Genomic DNA, 23,753 nt, shown 5'->3' with positions numbered 1-23,753 from the left:
GGCCGCCGGCAGGCGCAGCTACGGCTGCGGTGCGTCGCCGGCCAGTGATCACCCCAGCAGGTCACGGCGCCGGTGGCCGAGCCTGCCGAGGACGGCGGCGACGACCGCGATCCCGATCATGATCTTCAACGCCGCCCGGCCTGGGGACTCGGCCGGAACGGCCGCCAGATGGGTGAACGGCGAGATCGCGGCCACCCATCCGGGAAGGTCGGCGCTGTCGGCGAGCACCTGGAGCAGGAAGCCGCCGATCGCGGGTAGGACACCGACAGCCGCGGTGGCCCGGGGCAGCCAACCAAGGGCGAGTATCGCCGCGCCGAGGCAGAGCAGCACAACCGGCAGCACGTTCCAGGTGCCGGCCAGGGCTGCGGCCAGCGGCAGTGGGGCGTCCACCAGATAGGCACCGAGCCAGGTCGCCGTCGCCGCCACGGTGAGGAGTACCGCCACCCCGGCGAGGGTGGCCAGCGTCTCGGCGGTCAGCAGCCGGTTGCGGCTGACCGGCTGGGCGTACAGCGACGTCAGCCGGCCGTCCGTTTCGGCGGCCACGAACTCGGCGAGCCGGGATGCGGCGAAGACCCCGACGGGCACGGCGAGCAGGACGAACAGGGATGCGCTGTAGCCGCGTACGCTGCCCAGCTCGGTGAAGCCGGCCTGCGCGGCCAGTTCGGCGAAGCGCGGATTGTCCGACAGGAAGCGGGTCATCGAGGTCGCCAGCAGACCGATCAGCAGGAAGTACGCGCCGATCCCGGTGGACCAGCCGGCCAGCGGGCGCAGCATCCGGCGTACCGCGAACCCTTCGACCGTGCCGAGCAGCCACTTCCGGGGCGGTCGGCCGGCCGGTGCGGCGACCAGCCCGGCCCGCACGTCCCGACGCCCGGCCAGCGCCATCGCCGCCGCACCGACCAGGAGCGCCGCGCCGGCCAGCACGAGCAGCGGCAGCAGCCGGTCGTCGTGGTAGGGGCGGATGAGGGCGAGCAGCCCGTACGGCGACAGCCAACGCAACCATCCGAGCGCGGCGACGCCGTCCCCGACCATCCGGGCCAGCAGCCCGACGCCGAGCACGGCCAGGGCCGACCCGCTCGCCCCGGCCCGGGTCGGCATCACCTGCGCAGTCAACAGCGCCGTCGACACGGCGAAGAGCGCGACCAGCACCAGACCGGCCGCGTACCGAAGTGCGCCGCCCGGTGGCGTGCCGGCCGCGACGAGCACGACCCCGGTTGCGGCCCCGGCGATCACCACGGCGGCAGCCAGGACGGCGAGGTGCCGACCGAGCACGGCCGGCACCGCCAACCGGCCAGCCAGCAGGAGGTCCCACCGGCCGCTCTCCTCCTCACCCCGGGTGACCCGGGTGGTGGCGAGCACCCCCCACACCGAGAGCAGGACGGCCAGTACGGTGCCGGTCCGCCAGACCGTGAACCCACCCGGGGTGTCCAGCGCGAACGGTTCGCCGAAGAGGGTGCGGACCGCCGGGTTCTCGGCGAGGGCGGCCAACGCGGCGGCGTCGAGCGCGGTGCCGGCCGTGCTCTCGTACCCAGCGACGACGACGGCGGTGGTGCCGGCCGCCACCGCGGACACGACGAGCGCAGGCCGGCGGACCTGGCGCAGGGCGAGCCGGGTGACGGCGGCCGTGGCGGTGCCTCGGTCACCGGCTCCGACGGGGGTCATCGGCTTCCCTCGCCGTAGTAGTCGAGGAAGATCTCCTCCAGCGTGGGCTCGCGCATGGTGAGGGTGGTGACGTCGGCCGCAGCCAGTGCCCGCAGGGCCGGGCCGGGCGGCCCGGTGAGGGTGAACCGCAGGGCGGCCCCGTCGACCTGAATGCCGTCGATCCCTTCCACACCGGTCAACTCGGGCACGGGGCCGGCGAAGCGCACCAGCACCTCGGTGCGGTGCAGCCGCCGCAACTCGGGCATGGTGGCGACGTCGACGAGGCGCCCGGAGCGCAGGATGCCCACCCGGTCGCAGACGGCTTCCACCTCCGCCAGCTGGTGGGAGGAGAGGAACACCGTACGTCCGGCGTCGCGGGCCTCGACCACGGCGCGGCGGAACTCGCGCTCCATCAGCGGGTCCAGGCCGGCGGTCGGCTCGTCCAGGACGAGCAGCGGCGCGCGGGTGGCGAACGCGGCGACCAGTGCCACCTTCTGCCGGTTGCCGGTGGAGTAGGCCCGTCCCGGCTTCGACAGGTCGAGGGCGAACCGGGCCACCAGTTCGTCACGGTAGGCGACATCGACGCCCGGGCCGGTGGAGCCGAGCAACTCCAGGATCTCCGCACCGGTGAGCTGCGGCCAGAGCGTCACATCGGCCGGCACGTACGCGATCCGCTGGTGTGCCGTGGCCACCTCGGCGGCGGCGGTACCGAAAATCCACGCCTGGCCGGCGGTCGGGCGGGCCAGGCCGAGCAGCAGCCGGATGGTGGTGGACTTGCCGGCGCCGTTGGGGCCCAGGAAGCCGAACACCTCACCGGCGTCGACGGTCAGGTCGAGATCGTCGAGGGCGAGCAGGGAACCGTACCGCTTGGTCAGGTGCTCGGTGCGGATGGCGGGCGGGTGCACGGCGGCCTCCGTAGGGTTGAGGACATGACCGCCGACCAGGCTTCCCGGCACACCAGCCTCACCGTAGAGCCTGTGTCAATGCGCCTGACCGGTTGACCGACGTGCCCGCACGATCGCGAGGCGGTGCACCGTGCGGTCCGCTTCCGGTGCTGCTCAACCAGCCGACCGCACGAGGGCCGACGGCGACTCGTCACCGGTGTCCGGCGGCGGTGCCGCGCGCGGGGGGATCGTGGGGGTGTCCGGGGGGCGGCGGATCCTGGCCGGCTGCTCCGGGTCACCGGTCTCGCCGCGCCAGTGGGCGAGCCGTCCGGCCCGGGCGACCGCCCGCAGGCGGCGTTCCGCCCGGTCCCGAACATGTGGCGTGGTGACCACGAGCATCTGATCGCCGTGGCGCAGCCGGGCGTCCGGCTCGGGTACGAAGGCGGTGCCGTCGCGGACCACGAGGGTGACCGCGGCCGGCGGAGGCAACCGCAGTTCGCGGATGTGTACGCCGTGCATCCGGGAGTCGGGCTCGACGGTGAGGTGCAGCAGGTCCGCGTCGATGGCGTCCAGTGGCGCGGACTCGACCTGCAGGTCCGGACCGATGCCGGCCGAGCCGAGCCGCAGGCGTTTGGCCAGCCACGGCAGCGTCGGAGCCTGCACCAGCGTGAAGACCACGACCAGCACGAACACGATGTTGAACAGTTGCCCACTGCCGCCGACCCCGGCCACGACGGGAATGGTGGCCAGCACGATGGGCACGGCACCACGCAGCCCGGCCCAGGACAGCAGCACCTGTTCGCGGAGCGGAATCCGGAACGGCAGCAGGGTGATCAGGACCGACAACGGCCGGGCGAGCAGCAGCAGCACCAGCCCGACGGCGAGGGCGGGCAGGACAGCGGCGGGCAGTTCGCTGGGATTGGCCAACAGGCCGAGCATGACGAACAGGCCGATCTGTGCGATCCAGCCGAGCCCTTCGGCCACCGACACCGTGGCCCGGCGGTGCGCCAGCCGCGCGTTACCCAGGATCAACGCGGCGAGGTACGCGGCGAGGAAACCACTGGCCTGGGCGAGCCCGGCGGCGGCGAAGGCGAAGATGCCGCAGGAGAAGGTGGCGATCGGATAGAGGCCCGAGGCGGGCAGGGTGAGCCGGCGCAGGAACCACACTCCGGCGATGCCGATCGCGATGCCGACCGCGCCACCGACGCCGAGCTGGTAGACCATCTGGACCAGCAGTTCCAGCGGACTGGTCGCGGTCAGCCCGGTGGCGCTGAAGGCGAGCACCAGGATGACGGTGGGCGCGTCGTTCAACCCCGACTCGGCCTCCACCAGCCCGGCCAGCCGCCGGGGCAACGGCAGGGTGCGCAGCACCGAGAAGACCGCCGCCGCGTCCGTGGACGACACCACCGCGCCCAGCAGCAGGGCCAACTGCCACGAGACGTCGAGCAGCAGGTGCGCGCCGAGGGCGGTGACCCCGACGCTGATCAGCACACCGGCGGTGGCGAGTGCGGTCGCCGGTGCCAGTACCGGCCGAATGTCGGAGAACCGGGTGGTCAGCCCACCCTCCACCAGGATCACCGCGAGCGCCGCCGTACCCAGGGCCTGCGCCAGGGCGGCGTCGTCGAAGCGTAGGCCGAGCCCGTTCTCACCGAGCAGCAGCCCGATGCCGAGGTACGCCAGCAGCATCGGTACGCCGACCCGGGTGGCCACCCGTGCGGCGGTGACGCTGACCAGCACGGTCGCCGCCGCGGCGATCATCAGCAGGTACACCTGTTGCAGGGTCATCCCGGAACCCGTCCCAGCCGCAGTCGACCCATGCTTCCGCTCCCTCACGCTCGCGCCCAGTGCGGGGTACGACGCCGACACCCGCCCCCACGGGCCGCACAGCCGTCACCGCCCGGCTCTGCCAGCCGAGCGGCGACCCGTGCCACGGTGTGTCCCCGCGCTCACGTTACCGGGCGGACAGCCACCGAATGCCGAGCGTGACGGTGAATCGCTGCCCGGACGATCCGCGGACCGCCTGTAGGGACCGATGTCCCGCTGCGCGACCATGGCCCGGTCACGCGTACGACGACGGAGCAGACGGGAGCCGGCTGATGGGCGGCGGGACAGCGCAGCGGACCGATCGACTGGAGGCGTGGGAGCGGGTCAGCGCCGCACCGCTCACCGTGCTGTCCGTGGTGTTCCTGGTGGTGTACGCGGTACCGATCCTCGACCCGGACCTCAGCCCACACTGGCGGACCGCGTGCACCGCCACGACGATCGTCGTCTGGTTGCTGTTCTGGGCCGACATCATCGTGCGGCTGCGGCTGGCCACGGACCGGCGGAGGTTCCTCCGGGAGCACCTGTTCGACCTCGTGGTGCTGACGCTACCGATGCTGCGACCACTGCGCGCGGTACGCCTGGTCATGGTGGTGCTGACCATCAACCGCCGCACGGAGGTGTGGGCGCGCGGCCGGCTGGCCGTCTACGTCGCGGCCACCACGGCGCTGCTGGTGCTGGTTTCCGCGCTGGCCGTGCTGGACGCCGAACGACTCGCGCCGGAGGCCAACATCACCGCCTTCGACGACGCGCTGTGGTGGTCGACGGTCACCATCACCACCGTCGGCTACGGCGACTTCTATCCGGTGACCACCGCGGGGCGATTCGTCGCCCTCGGTCTGATGATCGGTGGGATCGGCCTGATCGGTTTCGTCACGGGCTCGCTGGCGACCTGGATCGTCGAACGCGTCGCCGCTGCCGGCGACAAGCCGGCGGCCGCCACCGGCGACGACGTGGCGGCCCTGCGCGCCGAGATCGCCGCCCTGCGGCGGCGTCTCGACCCCGAGCCGGCCGATCAGACCAGCGGCTGAGCGGCAACGGCCGGCTGAGCGTGGGTCGTGATCAGGCGTTCCGGCCTGCTCGGCCGAGTTCGTCCCGGAAGATGGTGGACGCGGCGTCCGGCCGGTCGCCGGGGTGGGAGGCGGCGACCCGGGCCGGCGGCGCAGGTCCGGTTCTCTGATCGTCGGCGGGGTGACGGTGACGCTCGAACAGTCGGCGGGGACGTCGCGGTCCAACGAACACCACGGCATGTCCGCCCACGAGGTGGTGCTGCTGCTGGAGACGGATCCGCAGCGTGGCCTGAGTAGCGCCGAGGCCACCCGGCGGCGGGAACGGTACGGGCCCAACGTGCTGCCCGCCGCCGGTGGTGGCGGCCTGCTGCGTCGGATCCTGCGGCAGTTCCACAACCCGCTCATCTACGTGCTGATCGCGGCCGGCGTGGTCACCGCGGTCCTCGGGGAGTACGTCGACTCCGCGGTGATCTTCGCGGTGGTGCTGATCAACGCCGGGATCGGGTACGCCCAGGAGTCGCGGGCCGAGGCGGCCCTGGACAGCCTGCGCTCGATGGTGCGGACCGAGGCGCGCGTGATCCGCGACGGCGAGTTGCGGGCGATCTCCTCCGACGACCTGGTCCCCGGTGACCTGGTGGTGCTGGAAGCCGGCGACAAGGTGCCGGTGGATCTGCGGTTGGTCCGGCTGGCCGAACTACGGGTCGACGAGTCGGCGCTGACGGGTGAATCCGTGCCGGTGGACAAGCTGGAGGCCGAGCTGCCGGTGGGTACACCGGTCGCCGACCGGCGCAACATGGTCTGGTCGGGCACGCTCGTCGCGGCGGGCGGCGGGGCCGGTATCGCGGTGGCCACCGGAGCCGAGACGGAACTCGGCCAGATCCATCGTCTGGTCGGTGCGGCGGAGGTGCTGGCCACCCCGCTGACCCGCAAGCTGGCCCGGTTCAGCAAGGTGCTGACCGTGATCATCCTGGTGCTGGCGGCGGTGACCTTCGCGGTCGGCCTGCTCCGCGGCCAGGACGTGGTCGAGACGTTCACGGCGGCCGTGGCGCTCGCCGTCGGTGCGATCCCCGAAGGGCTGCCGGCGGCTGTCACCATCACCCTGGCGATCGGGGTGACCAGGATGGCCCGCCGACGGGCGGTGATCCGTCGTCTGCCGGCGATCGAGACGCTGGGCAGCACGACGGTCGTCTGCTCGGACAAGACCGGCACCCTCACCGAGAACCAGATGACGGTCCGGGCGCTGTGGACCCCGGACGCCGAGTTCGAGGTGACCGGCTCCGGCTACCGGCCGGAAGGGGAGGTCCGCGACGCCGGCCGGGGCGGTGCGGCGTTGCGCTGGTCCCTGCTGGCCGGTGCCGGATGCAACGACGCACGGGTACGCGAGCAGGACGACGAGTGGCTGCTGGCCGGTGATCCGACCGAGGGCGCGATGCAGGTGGTCGCGGCGAAGGTGGGGATCGACCACGGCCGGCTGTCCGCCGACTATCCGCGCCGGGACACCATCCCCTTCGACTCGAAGCGGCAGTACATGGCGACGTTGCACGACGAGCGGTCCACGGGCCGCGCGGTGGTCCTGGCCAAGGGTGGCGTCGAGCGGATCGTGTCGATGTGTCGGGGCGAGATGGGTGCCGACGGGGAGATCCGCCCGCTCCGCGCCGACACCGCGCTCCGGGCGGCCGAGGAACTGGCCGGTCGCGGGCTGCGGGTGCTGGCCACCGCCGTACGACCACCGGACGGTCCGGACGACGGCTTCGACGAGGTCGCGCTGCCCGGCACCCTGGTCCTCACCGGGTTGCAGGCGATGCTCGATCCACCCCGCAGCGCCGCGGCCCCGGCGGTACGGGCATGCCACTCGGCGGGCATTGACGTCAAGATGATCACGGGGGATCATGCGGCGACGGCCGGCGCCGTCGCCCGCCAGCTCGGGCTGCTCGACTCCGAACGGCCGGACCGGGTGGTCACCGGCACGGATCTCGAAGAACTGCCCGCCGAGGGGTTCGCCGAGGCGGTGGACCGGGCCGCCGTCTTCGCCCGGGTCTCCCCGGAACAGAAACTCCGGCTGGTCGAGACGCTTCAGCAACGGGGTCACGTGGTCGCGGTGACCGGTGACGGGGTCAACGACGCCCCTGCGTTGCGGCAGGCGAACATCGGCATCGCGATGGCCCGCTCCGGGACCGAGGTGGCCAAGGAAGCGGCCGACATGGTCCTCACCGATGACGACTTCGCGACCATCGAGGCCGCGGTGGAGGAGGGCCGCGGGGTCTTCGACAACATCACCAAGTTCATCGTGTGGACGCTGCCGACGAACCTCGGTGAAGGGCTGGTGGTGCTGGTCGCCATCTTGCTGGGTGCCACCCTGCCGCTGCTGCCCACCCAGATCCTCTGGATCAACATGACCACCGCGGTCCTGCTCGGCCTGATGCTGGCCTTTGAGCCGAAGGAACGCGGCATCATGCGACGGCCGCCCCGCGACCCGGACCGGCCGCTGCTGACCGGTGCGGTGGTGATCCGGATCTTGCTGGTGGCCACGTTGCTGGTGGCCGGGGCGTGGTGGGTGTTCCAGTGGGAGTACTCCAACGGTGCCGATGTCGCGCAGGCGCGTACCGCCGCGATGAACGTCTTCGTCGTGGTCGAGACGTTCTACCTCTTCAGCTGCCGGTCGCTGACCCGGTCGGCATGGCGGATCGGCTTCTTCACCAACCGTCTGCTGCTGCTCGGCGTCGCCGCGCAGGCCCTGTGCCAACTCGCCATCACGTACCTGCCACCGATGAACGCGATCTTCGGCACGGCACCGATCGGGCCCGACGTGTGGTTGCGCATCCTGGCCGTCGGGGTGGTTTCCGCCGTCGTGGTCGCCGTCGACAAGCGGCTACGCCCCAATCTCGGCTGAGTAGTCCCACCCGGCACGCCGAGCGGTCCCACCCGGCACGCCGAGAAGCCCGGTCACCGCGAGAACGCGCGACGGTCAGGCCCACAGCGTCTCGGCGAGGGCGACCCCGACGAACGCGGCACCCAGCGCGGCGACGACGCTGACACCGGCGTTGAACAGCGCGTAGAAGCGAGCGCCGGTCTCGAAGAGCCGAACCGTCTCGTAGCCGAACGTCGAGTAGGTGGTCAGTGCACCGCACAGGCCGACGCCGAGCAGGGCGACCAGGGATCCGGGCACCGCGCCCACGGCGGCGCCACCGATCAGCACGCCGAGGAGAAGTGAGCCCACCACGTTGACCACGAAGGTGCCCCACGGGAAGACGGAGTAGTGACGTGCCTGCACCGCCCGGTCGACGAGGTAGCGCAGCGGCGCACCGAGGGCGGCACCGAGCGCCACCAGGATGACGGTCATCCGGTGCTCCGGTTGCGGTCGACTCCGGTCGCCAGCCGGGTCAGGGTCAGGCCCACCCGGACGGCGACGAGGGCGGCGACGAGGGTGCCGGCGAGGTACAACAGGCCGGTCCGTGCCGCGCCGGCCGCCACGGCCTGCTGCGCCTCGACGGCGTACGTCGAGAAGGTGGTGTAGCCGCCCAGGACACCGACGCCGAGAAAGGGCCGGACCAGGCGGTGCGCGGTCCACGCCTCGGTGATCAGCACCATCAGCACGCCGATGAGCAGGCAGCCCGAGACGTTCACGGCGAAGGTGGCCCAGGGAAAACCGCGAGGTGGGTGTGGAAAGGCCACGGCCAGCCCGTGTCGCACCACCGCGCCGACCATCCCGCCGACGGCGATCGCGGCGAGCAGGCTGGCGGACCCGCTCCGTAGTTCCGCGCGTTGACGCGGGACGCTGAGATCAACATCCGGATCGACCGGCGGTTGTGGTGAACCCACGGCTGCCCCCTACCAGCAGATGTGCCCTGGCAGGGACCGTTGGCGGCGGACGCCGCGGTTGTCCCGCACCGGCGAGGTGGCGGGCCCCACCGCCACGGGCGCACTCGGGGGCGCCTGTCGCGAGGATAGCGCCACGACCGGATCGGTGATCGCACGACCGCTGCCCCCGCATCGGTGCGGGTAGGGTGCCGCGGGTGACCGTGCTGCGTTCCGTACTGCTGTTCGCCCTGGCCGCGATCGCCGAGATCGGCGGGGCCTGGCTGGTGTGGCAGGGCTGGCGGGAGCACCGGGGGCTGTGGTTCGTCGCCGCCGGGGTGCTTGCCCTCGGCGCGTACGGCTTTGTCGCCACCTTCCAACCCGACCCGAACTTCGGCCGCATCCTGGCCGCGTACGGCGGGGTTTTCGTCGCCGGATCGCTCGCCTGGGGGATGATCTTCGACGGCTTCCGCCCGGACCGGTGGGACCTCACCGGGGCGGCGATCTGCCTGCTCGGCGTCGCCATCATCATGTACGCCCCGCGCGGTGCCTGACGCCGTAGCCGGGATGCGCCGAGCGGCGATGACCGGAGCCCGGCGGGCGGGTCGGGCGGTTCGGCACGCCGACAGGGCTGGACCACCGCCGCATCGACGGTGACTATAAGTAGCTGGTTGGTCGCCTTTGGCTATGTCGGCGGTGTCCGCTCATCGGCGGTGCCGAGGCCCGGCGGAGGCGACCGCCACGTGTCGCCGACCCCTGGAGGTGTCGCCATGGCCGCCACGTCGACCCGGCGTCGTGACCGAGCGGAGCAGGCCGGGGCACCGGCCGGAGAGTCGGTGCTCCCCGAGATGCGGGCCATGTGGTGGGAGACGGGCATGCGGGCGCGGACCCAGGCCGGCCTGCTCGCCGTCTTCGCCGAACTGCCCCGGCTGATCTGGGCGGCCCTGCGGATCAGCTGGCGGGCCGACCGGCTGCGTACCTCGGTGGTCGCCGTCGCGACGGTCGGTGGCGGCGTGATGTCGGCGTTCGGGCTGCTCGCGACCCAGCGGGTGCTGGTGGAGCTGTTCGCTGGTGGGCCGACCGGGGAGAAGGTGGCGGCCGCGCTGCCGGCGCTCGCGGTGCTCGCCGCCGCGACCGCGACGCGGTCCGGCATGGCGATCGCCACCGGTTACGCCCTCAACGGGCTGACGCCCAGGGTCAGCCGGGAGGTGGAGCGAGGGCTGTTCGAGGTGACCACGGCCGTGCGACTGGAGGCATTCGACGCGGACGCCTTCGCCGACGACATGGAGCGTGCCTCCCGGGGCACCGATTCCGCCGTCGCCCTGGTGCCCGCCTCGATGAATCTGCTCGCCGGGCTGGTGGGGGTGATCGCGGTGACCGTGGCCGTCGTGGTGATCCATCCGCTGCTGCTGCCGGCGCTACTGGTCGCGACCCTGCCGAACGCGTGGGCGTCGCTGCGGGCGGGGCACCTGCGGTACCAGACCTACATCGCCGGTTCGGTCCGGCGACGCCGGATGTGGTTGCTGCACCGGCTGATGGCCGAACGGGCGTCGGCACCGGAACTGCGCTCGTACGGCCTGCGTCGGTTCCTGCTGGACCAGTACGACCGGGTGATGGCGGTGGAGACCGACATCGAGCTGGCCCTGGCCCGTCGGGTGACCACGACGGTCACGGTGGGCTCGATGATCGGGGGCGTCGCCACCGCCGTGGTCTACGTGCTGCTCGGGCTGTTGCTCATCGACGGGCAGATCCCGCTCGCCGCGGCGGCGACCTGTGTGATCGCGGTGCAGGCGGCGCAGCGTTCACTGGCCGTGGTGACCTTCCAGATGGACCGCGTCTACACCGAGGGCCAGCACTTCCGCGACTACACGGGGTTCATGACCCGCGCCGCCACCTACCTGCCGGAACCGGCGCAGGCGGCGACACCCGACCGGCTGCGCGTGCTGACCGTGGACGAGGTGAGTTTGCGGTATCCGGACCGGGAAAGCGCGGCCGTCGACCGGGTGACGTTGACCATCGAGGCGGGGCAGACCGTGGCCTTCGTCGGGGAGAACGGTTCCGGCAAGAGCAGCCTGGCCGCGATGATCGCAGCCCTGCGTACGCCCAGCGACGGTGTGATCCGCTGGAACGGACGGCCCCTGTCCGAGTTGGACCGCGACGAGTTGCGCGGTCGCATCGCCGTGGTCACCCAGGAGTACCACAAGTGGCCGTTCACCGCCGCCACGAACATCGCCATCGGGGACATCGACACCGAGGCCCGGCAGGACCGGATCGAGGCCGCCGCCGCCCGGGCGGTCGCCGACGAGATGATCCGCGAGCTGCCGCACGGATACGAGACGCTGCTCGACCGCACCTTCGCCAAGGGACAGGATCTCTCCGGCGGGCAGTGGCAGCGGATCACCGCGGCTCGCGGCTTCCTCCGCGACGCCGAACTGCTGGTGATGGACGAGCCGTCCTCCGCGCTCGATCCGCGCGCCGAGGACGCGCTCTTCCAGGCCATCCGTGACCGACGCGGCCGGGCCACCACCATCCTGATCACGCACCGGCTGGCCAACGTCCGGCACGCCGACCGGATCTTCGTGCTGCATCACGGTCGTCTGATCGAGGAGGGCACCCACGACGAACTCGTCGCCGCCGGTGGCCGGTACGCCGACCTGTTCGCCCTCCAGGCTGCCGGCTACGCGGACACCGACCGTCCGCCCGTTCCCCGGCAACATCCGCACCCGGCAGCCGGCTGACACCGGCTTGCGCGTCGGGCGGGGAAGCCGCGCGGCCACGTTTGCGTCATCCGACGGCGGGAACGGGGGTGGCCCAGGCCGGGTCTCGTAGGGCTCGGGCACGGTCGGACAGAACGCGGCCCAACGGCAGGAGCAGCGCATGAGCGAGCCGGTGCCCGACGAGCCCGTCGGCGAGCTGGAACTGATCCACGCCTTCACCGGGCCCATGCCCACCGGGGTCAGCGTCTCGCACACCGGCCGGATCTTCGTCAATTTTCCCCGCTGGGGCGACGAGGTGCCCGCCACCGTGGTCGAGCTGCGCGACGGCGCCGAGGTGCCGTACCCGGACGAGCGGTGGAACCAGCCGCGTGGCGACGACGACTTGGGGGCCTTCGTCTCGGTGCAGAGCGTCGTGGTCGACCCCGTCGACCGGCTCTGGGTGCTCGACACCGGCAGCCCGATGTTCCAACCGACTCGGCCGGGCGGCCCCAAACTGGTCCGCATCGACCTGGGCAGCGACACCGTTTCCCAGGTGATCACCTTCCCGCCGGACGTGGCGCTGCCCACCACGTACCTCAACGACGTGCGCTTCGACCTGCGGCGCGGCGAGGCGGGCCTCGCGTACATCACCGACTCCGCGGTCGCCGGGTCGAACGGGATCATCGTGGTCGACCTGGCCACCGGTGCCTCCTGGCGACGGCTGCACGACCATCCCTCGACCAAGGCGGAGCCGGTGTCCCGTTTCCGGCCGGTCGTGGAGGGGAGGCCCCTCCTGCAACGGCCGGCCGACGGGCCGCCGACGCCGGTGACGATCGGCGCGGACGGGATCGCCATCTCCGCCGACGGTTCCCGGCTCTACTACTGTCCGTTGGCATCGCGCCAGTGGTACAGCGTCGCCACCGACGCGCTCGCCGACGTCTCCGCCGGGGCGGACGAGGTCGCCGCGACAGTGGTCCACGAGGGCGACAAGGGCACCGGCTCCGACGGGCTGGAGACCGACGACGCCGGGCGGATCTACCTCACCGCGTACGAGCACAACGCGGTGCTGCGGCGATGCCCGGACGGCGGGTACGAGACCGTCGTCCACGATCCTCGGCTGCTCTGGCCGGACACCCTGTCGGTGGCGGTGGACGGGCACCTCTACGTCACCGCGAACCAGCTGCATCGACAGCCCAGCTTCCAGCAGGGCAGGGATCTGCGCCGCAAGCCGTACGCGCTGTTCCGGACCCGGATCGACGCCGGACCGGTGCTGCTGCGCTGAGACCCGCCGGTGCTGACCGCTGGGTGCCGCCCCGACGATGCTCAGCGCGCCGGGCCGCCCCCGACGGCGTTGCGTCGGCGCAGCAGAAGCACCGCCGCGGCGGCCACCAGAGCCAACACGATCCCGCCGCCGGCCAGCAACGCCACCGTGCCCGGGCCGTCGGAGGAGCCGCTCGCGGCCGGGCTGGCGGCTGCGGCGGACGGGGTCGGCTCGGCGCTCGGGGCCGCCGTCGTCTCCGTCGGCTCGCTCGCCGCAGGGCTGGGGCTCGGTTCGGCGGTGGCCGTCGGGTCGGCGACGGTGAACTTGTACGACCCCTGCACGGGGTGCCCGTCGGTGGAGACCACCCGGTACGCGACGGTGTAGACGCCGTTGGCCAGCGGCGGCTCGACGGTGACGGTGCCCTTGGTGCCGCTGACCTCCGGCTCGCCGGTGGCCACCTGCTGCTTGTCGGCGTCGCTGAGGGTGATGGTGGTGAACGACGGGTTCAGCTTCTGCAGGAACTCCAAGGTGATCCTGGTCGGTGCCTTCGTCAGCTCGGCGTCCTGCGCGGGAGTGGCCTTGCGCAGGACGTTGTGCGCGTACGCGGGGGCAACCGGCCCGATCAGCAGCGCGGTGGCGGCCAGCGTGGTGGCGAGGGCGGCGGCGAGCGGCCGGCGTATGCGGCGGGACATGGCGGTCATTCTCCTCGTCAGTCGAGCAGTTGCTGGCCGATCCAACCACCCTCCGGGCAGCCGGGCGGGACGGCGAAGACGGCGGAGCCGATCGGGGTGGTCCACTCGTTGAGCAGGTCCCGTTCGGCGAGCCGCCGCTGGATGGGCAGGAACTGGGTGGCGATGTCGGCCTGGTACGCCGCGAAGATCAGCCCGCTGTCCGCGGTGCCGTCGGCGGCGGGTACGCCGTCGTAGTTGTAGGGCCGGCGCAGGATCCGGAACCGGTCGTCGGTGACATGCGCCCGGGTGAGGTGCGAGAAATCCGGGATGACCGTCAGGCCGTCGGGGCCGAGGGCGGCGAAGTCGGGTTCGTCGTGTTCGCGGGTGCCGGTCAGCGGGGCACCGCTGTCCAGCCGCCGACCGACGGCCAGTTCCCGGTCGACGCGGCCGAGCAGGTCCCAGGTTTCCAGGTTCATGCTGATCCGCCGCACCACCAGCGTGGTGCCGTCGCGTAACCAGTCCGGCCCGTCGGCGATCCACACCGCCGTGTCCACCGGCGTACCCGGCTTCGGGTTGGCGGTGCCGTCGAGCTGGCCGAAGAGGTTGCGTTGGGTCCGGCCCGGCTCGGCGCCGGCCGCCCGCCGGAAACCCTGCTGCACCCAGCGCACCGTGGCGAAGGGCCGACTGTCCTTGACCAGGACCCGCTGCGCGTGCACGACGGTGATCGGGTCGTCGGCGCAGATCTGCACCAGCAGATCCCCGCCGGACCAGTGGGGTTGCAGCCGATCGATCGGGAACGCCGGCAGGTCGACCACCGAGGGCGGGCGGCGGTCGTCGAGACCGGCGGCGGCGAACAGTCCCGGGCCGAAGCCGAAGGTGACGGTGAGCCGGGCCGGCAGCAGCCCCAGCTCGGGTTCGGTGTCGGCGAGCGCAGGTCGGCCCTGGGTGAGCCGGGCGGCGTCGTCGGAGAGCAGCCGCAGCAGCCGCCCGAGGGCGGCCCGGTCGGTGCCGGGGCGCAGAGTGAAGGCGACGAACGCGGCATGCGCCTGCGGTTCGGTGACGATTCCCGCCTGCCGTACCCCGTGGAACGGTTCGACCGCCTCGCCGACCCCCGCCACCGGCGTCTGCTCCGGCGGGCGTCCCGCTGGCTCGCTGCGGGTGGTGGCCAGCGCGGCGGCGCCGGCCAGCGTGCCACCGGCGGCCAGGGCGCCGCCGGTGAGCAGGCCGCGCCGGCTCACCGGCCGGCTGGTGGGCCTCACGGTGCCGGGCTGTGGCTCGTCGGCATGTCCGGCATCGGCTCGCCGTGTCCGGGGGCGTAGCTCTCCTGCGCCCCGGTGAACGGCTTGGCCACCGCGCGGAACGTCTGAGTCCGCCCGTCGGCGAAGCTGAGGGTGAAGGTCAGCTCGTCTCCGGCCCGCAGCGGCTTGGCGAGGTCCATCAACATCAGGTGGTCGCCGCCCGGTTCCAGCTTGTACTCGCTCCGGGCCTTGATCACCACGCCACCCTGCTTGGCCCGCATGACCATCTTGCCGTCTGCCATGGCCATCTCGTGCAGTTCCATCGGCGACACCGCGGTGGCGGCACCGGTGATCGTGACGTCGGTGTCGCTGTCGTTGACCAGCGTGGCGAAGGCCGCCGTCATCCCCTCGTCGGCGGCCTTCACCCACGGATCGCGTACGCCCAGCACGCCGGCCTCGACGGTGGCTGCGGCGGAGGGCGTGGGAGTGGTCGACGACTCCCCGGATGATCCGCCGCAGGCGGCCAGGGACACGATGAGCGCGGCCCCGGTGAACAGGACCGCCGGGCGCAGGAACCGGCGAGGCAGGGCGCTGGCCATGAACTTCCCCTCGAAGATCGATGTCATGAGGTTTGTCGGTCGGTGCCGCCCGGAAGTTCCGCCCGCCGCAGTTGCCCTGGTCACTTGCGCTTCGGTGGTGGCCGCTGGCAGAGCAGCTACAGTTCGGCCGTGTCCGGGCGACAGCAGGTACGGGTCTGGTCCCCCACGGTCAGCGGGATCACCGAGGTGCTGCACGCCAGGTTCACCGACCACGCCTACCCGATGCACACCCACGAAAGCTGGGCGCTGCTCGTGGTCGACGAGGGAGTTGTCCGGTACGACCTGGACCGCCACGAGCACGGCGCGTTCCGGCAGGTCGTCACGCTGTTGCCGCCGAACGTGCCGCACAACGGCTCGCCCGTCACCTCGCAGGGGTTCCGCAAACGGGTGCTCTATCTCGACCCCGGGCAGCTCGACGAACGCCTGGCTGGTCGGGCGGTGGACCGACCGACCTTCGACGACGAAGCCCTGCGGCGGCGGATCGATCTGCTGCACGCACGGCTGACCGAGCCGGGTGACGAGTTCGCCGCCGAGGTGCATCTCGCCCTCGTTGCCGAGCGGCTGCGGGCGCGACTGGCCCGCCGTACGCCCGTGGTCACATCGCTGCGGGATTCACGGATCGCGCGGCGGCTACGTGACCTGCTCGACGAGCGCTTCGTGGTGGGACTGACCCTGGCGGAGGCCGCCGGTCTGCTGCATGCCCACCCGACCCACCTCGTGCGGGCCTTCTCCGCGGCCTTCGGTATCGGTCCGCACCAGTATCTGATCTCCCGCCGGGTGGATCTCGCCCGACGACTGCTGCGCGAGGGCGTACCGGCCCGGGAGGCGGCTGCCACGGCCGGCTTCCACGACCAGTCACACCTGAGTCGGCACTTCAAGCGGATCCTCGGCTTCAACCCCGGCCAGTACACCCGTCACCGCCGGTTCACGGGTGCATCCGGACCCCTTTGAGGATCTTGTCCACCGCGTTCTTCGGCCCGTACACGGCCAGGCCGGTGAGATCGAGGTGGTCGCGGCCGACGACGCGGACCGCCGCCCGGTTGTCCCGGTCGTTGCCGGTCCGGAACAGGTCCGAGGTGAAGACGGCCAGCGGCAGCCCGCGGGTCACGGCGCGCTGGTGGGCGGCGGTCACCGTCTCCTTCGTACCGGCGAACACCAGCACGGGCTGCCGGAACATGGGCAGGTAGGGCGTGCCGTCCGCGTCGGCGTACGGCTGGCCGATCACCTCGGGCGCGGCCTGACCGATGCCGCTGACCAGGAACGCGGTCATGTTGAGTCGCTGCCAGGTCGGCAGGTCGTCGCGGAGCAGGACTGCGATCTTGGTGTCGAAGCGTACGGGCTCGGTGACGGTTTCCATGCCGCCGAGTCTGGGCCCGCAGCCGCGTCGGGGTCTTGTACGAAACTGACCTGACGGGTGTTCAATCCGGTGGGCGCAGTTCGACGCGGCGCAGCAGTTGGGCGTTGAGCGCGACCACGATTGTGGAGGCCGACATCAGCGCGGCGGCGACCGCCGGGCTCAACGCCACGCCGGCCCAGGCCAGGACCCCGGCGGCGAGCGGCAGCGCGACCACGTTGTAGCCGGCGGCCCAGGCCAGGTTTTGGAGCATTTTCCGGTACGCGGCCCGGGACAACCGGATCACACCGCTCACGCCGCGCGGGTCGGAGGAGGCGAGCACCACCCCGGCGGACTCGATGGCCACGTCGGTGCCGGCGCCGATCGCGATGCCGACGTTTGCGCGGGCCAGGGCAGGCGCGTCGTTGACCCCGTCGCCCACCATGGCCACCCGCAGTCCGCGCTGCTGCAAGCCCGACACGGTGTCGTCCTTCTCCGCCGGGAGCACCTCGGCGAAGACCTCGTCCTCACCGGAGCGGAATCCGAGGTCGGCGGCGACCGCATCGGCGACCGGACGGGCGTCCCCAGTGATCATCACGATCTTGCGGATGCCCTGCTCCCGCAGGTCGGCGACGGCCTGCCGGGCCTCCGGCCTTACCTCATCGGCCAACGCGAGGGCGCCGAGGACGACGGCCCCGCCGTCGTGGATTCGCAGCAGGTACAGCACCGCCGCACCACGGCGCGACCAGTCCTGGCGGTGCTCGTCGAGGTCGTCCGGGACGGCGACGTCGAGTTCCCGCAACAACGCCGGACCGCCGACGGCGTAGGTCACCCCGTCCACCTCGGCGCGTACGCCGCGGCCGGTCATCGAGTGGAATCCGGACGCGGCCCGCTGGTCGCTCTGGTCGGCGGCGGCGGTCACGATCGCCCGGGCGAGGGGGTGCTCGCTGTCGGCCTCCACCGCCGCCGCGATGGCGAGTACCTCCCGTTCGGTCGTGCCGCTGGTGGCGGCGACGTCGGTGAGGACGTGCTCGCCCCGGGTCAGCGTGCCGGTCTTGTCGAACAGCACCGTGTCGATCGTGCGCATCCGCTCCAGGGCCAGCCGGTCCTTGACCAGGATCCCGCCCTTGGCGGCCACCGCCGTGGACAGCGCGATGACCAGCGGGATGGCCAGTCCGAGCGCGTGCGGGCAGGCGATTACCAGCACCGTCACCGTGCGCACGACCGCCTCGTCCACATTGCCCAGCAGTGACCAGACCACGAGGGTCAGCACTGCCGTCGCGGTGGCGATGTAGAACAGCCAGGCGGCGAACCGGTCGGCCAGCACCTGCGCCCGGCCGCTGGACTGCTGGGCCTCGCTCACCAGCCGCTGGATGCCGGCCAGCGCGGTGTCGTCCCCGACCGCCTCGATCCGGACCCGCAGCGCCGCATCGGTGGCCACCGTGCCGGCCACCACCCGGTCACCGGTGGAGCGTGACACCGGCCGCGACTCGCCCGTGATCATCGACTCGTCCATCTCGGCGCGACCGTCCACCACGGTGCCGTCCGCCGGGACCCGGGCACCCGGACGGACCAGCACCACGTCGCCGACGCCGAGTTCGGCCACCGCCACCCGTTGCGGCGCTCCGTCCGGGTCGAGCCGCTCGGCGTCGTCGGGCAGCAGGGCGGCGAGCGCCGACAGGGCGCCCCGGGCCTGACCGATCGCCTTCATCTCCTGCCAGTGCCCGAGCAGCATGATCGTCACCAGTGCCGCGAGCTCCCACCAGAAGTCCAGGTCGAAGGCGCCGAACGAGGTGGCCAGCGATGCCGCGTAGGCAACCGTGATGGCCATCGCGATCAGCAGCATCATGCCCGGCGCCCGGTCTCGGATCTCGCGCACCGCACCCTGTAGGAAGGGCCAGCCGCCGTAGCCGAAGACCACCGTGCCGAGCACCGGCCCCACCAGGCCGATCCCGGGAAAGTCCAGTTCGTAGCCGAGCCAGTCCATCACCATGTGACTGGTGGCCACGATCGGCACGGTCAGTGCCAGGCTCAGCCAGAACTTGCGGCGGAACGCCGCCGGATCATGCCCGGCATGCTTGTCGTGCCCGCCGTGCCCCTGCTGTTTCGGGTGGTGCTGGGTGTCGCCGTGGGACATGTCATCGCCTCCCGGCACCACCATATACCCCATAGGGGTATGGTCGCCGCGCATAACAAGATCGAGTCGGATCGGACCTCGCCCTTTCCTCCATTCGTTCACAACGATTGGTTGAACAAGTTTCGCTATCGTGCTTCCGGTTCATGTCCGAGACGTCAGTCAACCTGCGAGCGACCGAGTAGGGATCTAGAGGTGAACCGATACATCGTGGTAGGAATGGCGCTCTGACGTGGGCAGGCACGCCCACCCTCCACCATGTAACCGGCGCCTGCGTCGGTTCCTGCTGAGATCAACGTAGATGAGGCAAGGGGGCGGAGTACGCCGGTGACACGTGCTACAGCGGCAGCCGCGGTGCGTACCCACGCCGAAGTGCGCCGGGGATGGCTGGCCCGGGGCAGCATCGTCCGCTTGCTACGGCTGCTGGTCGCCGTACCATTGATCGCCGTCGTGGGGTTCGCCGGCCTGGCCCTTGAGGGCACGGTCCGGCAGGTACTCAACGCGGGCACCGTGCACGACGTCGTCACACTCTCCACCCAGGCTGGCGCGCTCGCCCGCGCCCTACAGGCCGAACGGGTGATCGCGGCGGTCGAGGTGACCACCCAGAGCCAGGCCGCCAGCGCCGCCTTCGACGATCAGGTCGCCCGGACCGATGCCGAGATCATCGAGTTCCAGCAACGCAGGGACGAGGTGGCGACGGGGAACTCCGCCCTGCAACGGATCGATGCCGGTCTGACGGCGCTCGGCGCGGTGCGCGAGCAGGTCCGCTCCAGCCCTCGCGCCACTCTGTCCGCGATCGCCTTCAGCTACCGCATTCTCGTCGCGGACCTGCTCACCTTCCGCGCTTCCGTGGCCACCGACACCTCGACGAACATCGCCGACGACGTCCGGGCCGCGGTGGCGGTCTCCGAGGCGGGCGAGGCGATCGGTCAGCTTCAGGTCATCGTGCTGCGCAGCCTCGCCGGGGGCGAGCTGACCCCGGCCGGACAGCAGGAGATCGTCGGTGCCCAGGCCCGGTACGCCGAGGCCACCAACGCCTTCCTGGCCCTCGCCGAACCGGGGTGGGCGGCCAGCTGGGAGCAGATCGGTACCGATCCCCAGGTCGTCGCCGCCCAACGGCTGCAGGATCAGGTGGGCCGGACGCTGCCCGGCGGACGGCTCGTCGTCGACCCGGACGCCTGGGTCGAGGCCACCGACGGTTGGGTCAGCCAGATGTTCCGGATCCAGAGCGACCTGGATGCCGCCGTCGCCGACCGGGTGTCGACCGAGCGCGGGCAACTGCTGCGTAACGCGCTGCTACAGGGTGTCGGCATCTTCCTGGTCCTGGCGCTCACCGCCGTACTGACCGGTGTGGTGGCGCGGCGGATCACCCGCCGGCTGCGGTCGCTGCGCAACACGGTGACCAAGGTGGCGTACGACCGGCTACCGGCCGTCGTCCGGGAGCTCACCGCGGCTCCACCCGGCAGCGTGCAACCCAACGAGGTGGCAGACCGTTCCGTTTCGGAATTCCGGATCACCGGTTCCGACGAGATCGCCGAAGTGGCCACCGCGACCCGGGCACTGCACCGGGAAGCGGTCCGGATCGCGGGCGAACAGGCGGTGATGCGGGCCAACATCGCGGAGATCTTCGTCCATCTCTCTCGACGTGAGCAGCGGCTGGTGGACGCGATGCTCGCCCAGGTCGACGAGGTGGAGCGCGACGAGGCCGACCCCGAACGTCTCCAGCAGCTGTACCAACTGGACCATCTCGCGACCCGGATGGCCCGGATCAACCAGAGCCTGCTGGTGCTCGGTGGTTCCGGCATCTCCCGGGTACGCCAGGAGCCGGTTCCGCTCGACCACGTGATCCAGGCCGCGCTGTCCCAGATCGAGCACTACACCCGGGTCCGGATCGGCACCGTGGACAAGGAACTGGCGATCGCCGGTACGGCGGTCGACGAGATCGTGCACCTGGTCGCCGAACTGCTGGACAACGCGACCGGGTACTCCCCGCCGGAGGCCGAGGTGCTGGTCACCGGGCACGCTCTCTCCGACCGGGCGATCGTGCAGGTGGTGGACCAGGGCGTCGGGCTCTCCACCCAGCGGTGCGAGCAACTGAACATGGCGCTCGCCAACCCGTCGTCGATCGACGTGTCGGGCGTGCGGGCCATGGGTCTGACCGTGGTCGCCCGGCTCGCCGCCCGGCACGCCGTCCGGGTCGAGCTGCGCCCCGGGCCGACGGGCGGCACGGTGGCCGAGATCACGCTGCCGGCATCGATCGTCGTACGCCGGCCGGTGCAGCAGCCGCAACCGGTGGAGCCCGAGCTGGGCCGGGGTCGACCCTCCGCAACCGGGGGGCGTCCGGCCATGACCTCCGGGACCCGCGCCAGCCTCCCGGTGGCCGGCTCCGGCAACCCGATGCCGAACGTCGGGCGAGTCCCGGTCGGTGTCGGAGCGGTCGGCGCGGTACGCGCGAGCACCCCGGCGCCACCCAACTCGGTCGCCGCGCCTCCCGTACCCGCACCGCTGTTCCAGCCAGCAGCCCAGCCCCAGCCCACCGCGGTGGGGCTGCCGGCCGGGCCGACGGTGAACGGCTGGTTCAAAACCGCCCTCGACGGCGACTCGGTGGCCGTCATCTGGCCGGTCGATGCCGGTGAGAAGTGGGCGACCGCCACTCCAGCGCCGTCCACCCAGGTCGGGTTGCCACGCCGGGTGCCGCAGCCCCATCTGGTGCCCGATACACCGCAACCGAGCGCGGACCCGCAGCGGAAGCTGGATCCGGCAACCGTGGCAGCGGCCATGTCGGCCTACGCCAAGGGCGTCGCCGGACGCCGATCCCCCAACTCCTTCTGACGCTGACTGTCCACCCCTCCCCGATCTGGAGTGACGTCGTGACAAGCCCGAACGACCTGAGCTGGCTGTTGCAGAACTTCGTGAGCCGTACTCCTGAGGTCAGTCATGCCCTGGCCATCTCCACCGACGGGCTGGTCCTGGCACACAATCACGGCCTGCCCCGCGACCGGGCGGATCAGCTCGCCGCCACCGGCAGCGGTCTGATCGCCCTGCTGGTCGGGGCCGCCCGGTTCTTCCAGGCGGGGACGGTGATCTCGAACGTGACCCAGATGGACGGCGGTTTCATGTTCTGCATGTCGTTCAGCGACGGGGCCTCGCTGCTCGTGCTGGCGTCCCCGGTCTGCGACGTGGGCCAGGTCTCGTACGAGATGACCGACCTGGCGAACCGGATGGGTGAGGTGCTGACCCCGGCGGTGCGTTCCCAGTTGCTGGGGATGCTGTGAACGCCAGCCGCCCCGCCCGACGCGCCGCGGCTGCCCGGCGACTCGTCGCAGCTCTGCTGACCGGCGTGCTGGTCGCCGGCACCGCCGCCTGTGACGGTGGGTCGGAGCCGGAGCGACAGACCATCCGGATCGGGATGATCACCGCACTGGCCGGGTCGCTTGAGGCGCCGGGCTCCGAGCTGCGCGACGGCTTCCAGCTCTACCTGGACATGCGCGGCAGACAACTGGGCGGCCACCCGGCTGAGCTGATCGTCGCCGACGAGGGATACGAACGCGATGTGACGGTCGAATCCGCGACGAAGCTGCTGGAGCAGGATCGCGTCTCGGCGATCACCGGCATCATCAACGGCGGTAGCGTCGCCGCGATCCTTCCGCTCATCGACCAGCACAAGGTTCCGCTGGTCGGTGCACTGGGGCGGCCGGCGGTGACCGACGTGACGTACGTCTGGCACACCAACCTGATCTCCGTCGAGCCCGGTGTGGCCATGGCACCGTTCGTCAAGCAGGAGGTCGGTCAGGGCAGCGTCTACGCCATCGGGCCGGACTTCCAGAGCGGTCGCGACGAGTTGCGCGGATTCGTCGACACGTTCACCGACCTCGGTGGCCGACTGGCCAACCCAGGCGGCAAAGCCGTCTTCAGTCCGTTCCCGGTCACCGAGGACTTCGGGCCCTACCTGGACGAGATCGCCGAGTCCGGCGCCGAAGCGGTCTACTGTTTCTTCGACGCGCAGAACGCCATCACCTTCGTCAAGCAGTACGCCGAATCCCCCGTCGCCGACCTGCCGCTCTACGCGGCGGGCTTCGTGACCGAGCCGGCAAGCCTGGTCGAGCAGGGCGACGCGGCCGAGGGCATCTACAACGGCCTGAACTACTCGCCCGACCTCGACAACGCGGCCAACCGGGAATTCGTCGCCGCCTGGAACGCGGCCTACCCGGGCCGGGTACCCACCTCGATCGTGATGGCGTCGTACGACGCGGCGGCCGTGCTGGACCGGGCGATCGCCGCAGCGGGCACGAACCCCAGCCCGCAGCAGATCAACGCCGCGATCGCCGGTCTCGGGCAGCTCAACAGCCCTCGTGGACCCTGGCAGTTCGCGAAGTCCACCCACGCGCCGATCCAGAAGTGGTACCTCCGCCAGGTTCGCCGCGACGGTCGGGCACTGACCAACGTCGTCGTCTCGGAACTGGCCACCCTCGGTGGCTGACCAGGCGGTACCCGCGGGTCAGCCGGGGAGGACCGATCCCGTCGGACGACAATGCCGAGCCGTGGGGGGGGGGGGGGGGGGCGCCCGGCCCCCCCCCCCCCCCCCCCGGGCGCGGGGGGGGGGCGGTGGGGTGGGAGATCAGGGCGGGGGTTTATTGGTTTGACGTCACCTCGATCGAGGGGGCCCGGAC

General features: G+C 71.7%; 19 protein-coding genes. 9 read left to right on the top strand and 10 right to left on the bottom strand.

The window, feature by feature from the left end:
• Positions 1–48: 48 nt before the first annotated feature.
• The 3 genes from AB0J93_RS18830 to AB0J93_RS18820 form a co-directional block, all read right to left on the bottom strand.
• Entirely contained in the window at positions 49–1,662 is a 1,614-nt protein-coding gene (locus AB0J93_RS18830; protein WP_363923472.1) for a hypothetical protein, read from the bottom strand.
• A complete protein-coding gene (locus AB0J93_RS18825; protein ID WP_363923470.1) occupies positions 1,659–2,546 on the bottom strand; it encodes an ABC transporter ATP-binding protein in 888 nt (295 codons plus the stop codon). Before AB0J93_RS18825 ends, AB0J93_RS18830 begins: the two co-directional genes overlap by 4 nt.
• A 153-nt stretch (positions 2,547–2,699) precedes the next feature.
• A complete protein-coding gene (locus AB0J93_RS18820) occupies positions 2,700–4,310 on the bottom strand; it encodes a potassium/proton antiporter (RefSeq protein WP_363923468.1) in 1,611 nt (536 codons plus the stop codon).
• A gap of 311 nt (positions 4,311–4,621) precedes the next feature.
• Between AB0J93_RS18820 and AB0J93_RS18815 the strand changes: the two genes are divergently transcribed.
• The gene (locus AB0J93_RS18815) at positions 4,622–5,377 is read left to right on the top strand and encodes an ion channel (protein ID WP_363923466.1); all 756 of its coding nucleotides are present in this window, start codon (positions 4,622–4,624) and stop codon (positions 5,375–5,377) included.
• A gap of 217 nt (positions 5,378–5,594) precedes the next feature.
• Positions 5,595–8,246, top strand: coding sequence for an HAD-IC family P-type ATPase (locus AB0J93_RS18810; protein ID WP_363923767.1), 2,652 nt, complete (start codon positions 5,595–5,597; stop codon positions 8,244–8,246).
• A 75-nt stretch (positions 8,247–8,321) separates the two neighbouring features.
• On the opposite strand, the gene AB0J93_RS18805 is transcribed toward AB0J93_RS18810, so the two are convergent.
• A complete protein-coding gene (locus tag AB0J93_RS18805; protein WP_363923464.1) occupies positions 8,322–8,696 on the bottom strand; it encodes a CrcB family protein in 375 nt (124 codons plus the stop codon).
• Positions 8,693–9,175, bottom strand: coding sequence for a fluoride efflux transporter CrcB (crcB, locus tag AB0J93_RS18800; RefSeq protein ID WP_363923462.1), 483 nt, complete (start codon positions 9,173–9,175; stop codon positions 8,693–8,695). The genes AB0J93_RS18805 and crcB overlap by 4 nt, the downstream gene beginning before the upstream one ends.
• Positions 9,176–9,369: 194 nt before the next feature.
• On the opposite strand from crcB, the gene AB0J93_RS18795 reads away from it, so the two are divergent.
• From AB0J93_RS18795 to AB0J93_RS18785, 3 genes are all read left to right on the top strand, one after another.
• Positions 9,370–9,705 (top strand): YnfA family protein, encoded by a 336-nt coding sequence (locus AB0J93_RS18795; RefSeq protein ID WP_363923460.1) that lies wholly within the window; start codon positions 9,370–9,372, stop codon positions 9,703–9,705.
• 216 nt (positions 9,706–9,921) lie between these two features.
• Positions 9,922–11,889, top strand: a complete 1,968-nt coding sequence (locus tag AB0J93_RS18790; protein ID WP_363923458.1) for an ATP-binding cassette domain-containing protein — start codon at positions 9,922–9,924, stop codon at positions 11,887–11,889.
• A 139-nt stretch (positions 11,890–12,028) separates the two neighbouring features.
• Positions 12,029–13,129, top strand: a complete 1,101-nt coding sequence (locus tag AB0J93_RS18785) for an L-dopachrome tautomerase-related protein (protein WP_363923456.1) — start codon at positions 12,029–12,031, stop codon at positions 13,127–13,129.
• Positions 13,130–13,170: 41 nt separating this feature from the next.
• Here the strand turns inward: AB0J93_RS18785 and AB0J93_RS18780 are convergent, their stop codons facing one another.
• The 3 genes from AB0J93_RS18780 to AB0J93_RS18770 are packed head-to-tail and all read right to left on the bottom strand — an operon-like array spanning position 13,171 to position 15,616.
• Complete coding sequence (locus AB0J93_RS18780; RefSeq protein WP_363923454.1) at positions 13,171–13,800, bottom strand: copper resistance CopC family protein; 630 nt, start codon at positions 13,798–13,800, stop codon at positions 13,171–13,173.
• 17 nt (positions 13,801–13,817) lie between these two features.
• Entirely contained in the window at positions 13,818–15,017 is a 1,200-nt protein-coding gene (locus tag AB0J93_RS18775) for a Dyp-type peroxidase (RefSeq protein WP_363923452.1), read from the bottom strand.
• 17 nt (positions 15,018–15,034) lie between these two features.
• On the bottom strand, positions 15,035–15,616 hold the full coding sequence (locus AB0J93_RS18770; RefSeq protein ID WP_363923766.1) for a copper chaperone PCu(A)C: 582 nt from the start codon (positions 15,614–15,616) through the stop codon (positions 15,035–15,037).
• Between the two features lie 129 nt (positions 15,617–15,745).
• Here AB0J93_RS18770 and AB0J93_RS18765 point away from each other — a divergent pair, with 129 nt between their 5' ends.
• Positions 15,746–16,567: an AraC family transcriptional regulator gene (locus AB0J93_RS18765; RefSeq protein ID WP_363923450.1), complete on the top strand. Its 822-nt coding sequence runs from the start codon at positions 15,746–15,748 to the stop codon at positions 16,565–16,567.
• Here the strand turns inward: AB0J93_RS18765 and AB0J93_RS18760 are convergent.
• Together AB0J93_RS18760 and AB0J93_RS18755 are read right to left on the bottom strand one after the other, a co-directional pair.
• Positions 16,542–16,973, bottom strand: a complete 432-nt coding sequence (locus AB0J93_RS18760; RefSeq protein ID WP_363923448.1) for a DUF2000 domain-containing protein — start codon at positions 16,971–16,973, stop codon at positions 16,542–16,544. The genes AB0J93_RS18765 and AB0J93_RS18760 overlap by 26 nt on opposite strands.
• A gap of 61 nt (positions 16,974–17,034) precedes the next feature.
• A complete protein-coding gene (locus AB0J93_RS18755; protein ID WP_363923446.1) occupies positions 17,035–19,086 on the bottom strand; it encodes a copper-translocating P-type ATPase in 2,052 nt (683 codons plus the stop codon).
• Positions 19,087–19,410: 324 nt separating this feature from the next.
• On the opposite strand from AB0J93_RS18755, the gene AB0J93_RS18750 reads away from it, so the two are divergent.
• The 3 genes from AB0J93_RS18750 to AB0J93_RS18740 are packed head-to-tail and all read left to right on the top strand — an operon-like array spanning position 19,411 to position 23,563.
• Positions 19,411–21,915, top strand: coding sequence for a nitrate- and nitrite sensing domain-containing protein (locus tag AB0J93_RS18750; RefSeq protein ID WP_363923443.1), 2,505 nt, complete (start codon positions 19,411–19,413; stop codon positions 21,913–21,915).
• Between the two features lie 38 nt (positions 21,916–21,953).
• On the top strand, positions 21,954–22,358 hold the full coding sequence (locus tag AB0J93_RS18745) for a roadblock/LC7 domain-containing protein (protein ID WP_093408465.1): 405 nt from the start codon (positions 21,954–21,956) through the stop codon (positions 22,356–22,358).
• The gene (locus tag AB0J93_RS18740; RefSeq protein WP_363923440.1) at positions 22,355–23,563 is read left to right on the top strand and encodes an ABC transporter substrate-binding protein; all 1,209 of its coding nucleotides are present in this window, start codon (positions 22,355–22,357) and stop codon (positions 23,561–23,563) included. The genes AB0J93_RS18745 and AB0J93_RS18740 overlap by 4 nt, the downstream gene beginning before the upstream one ends.
• The last annotated feature ends 190 nt before the right edge of the window (positions 23,564–23,753 follow it).

Source organism: Micromonospora sp. NPDC049374 (genome assembly GCF_040677165.1).
Classification (GTDB): domain Bacteria; phylum Actinomycetota; class Actinomycetes; order Mycobacteriales; family Micromonosporaceae; genus Micromonospora.
The sequence above is the reverse complement of the archived record's forward strand: the minus strand, read 5'-3'. Positions and strand labels throughout refer to the sequence as shown.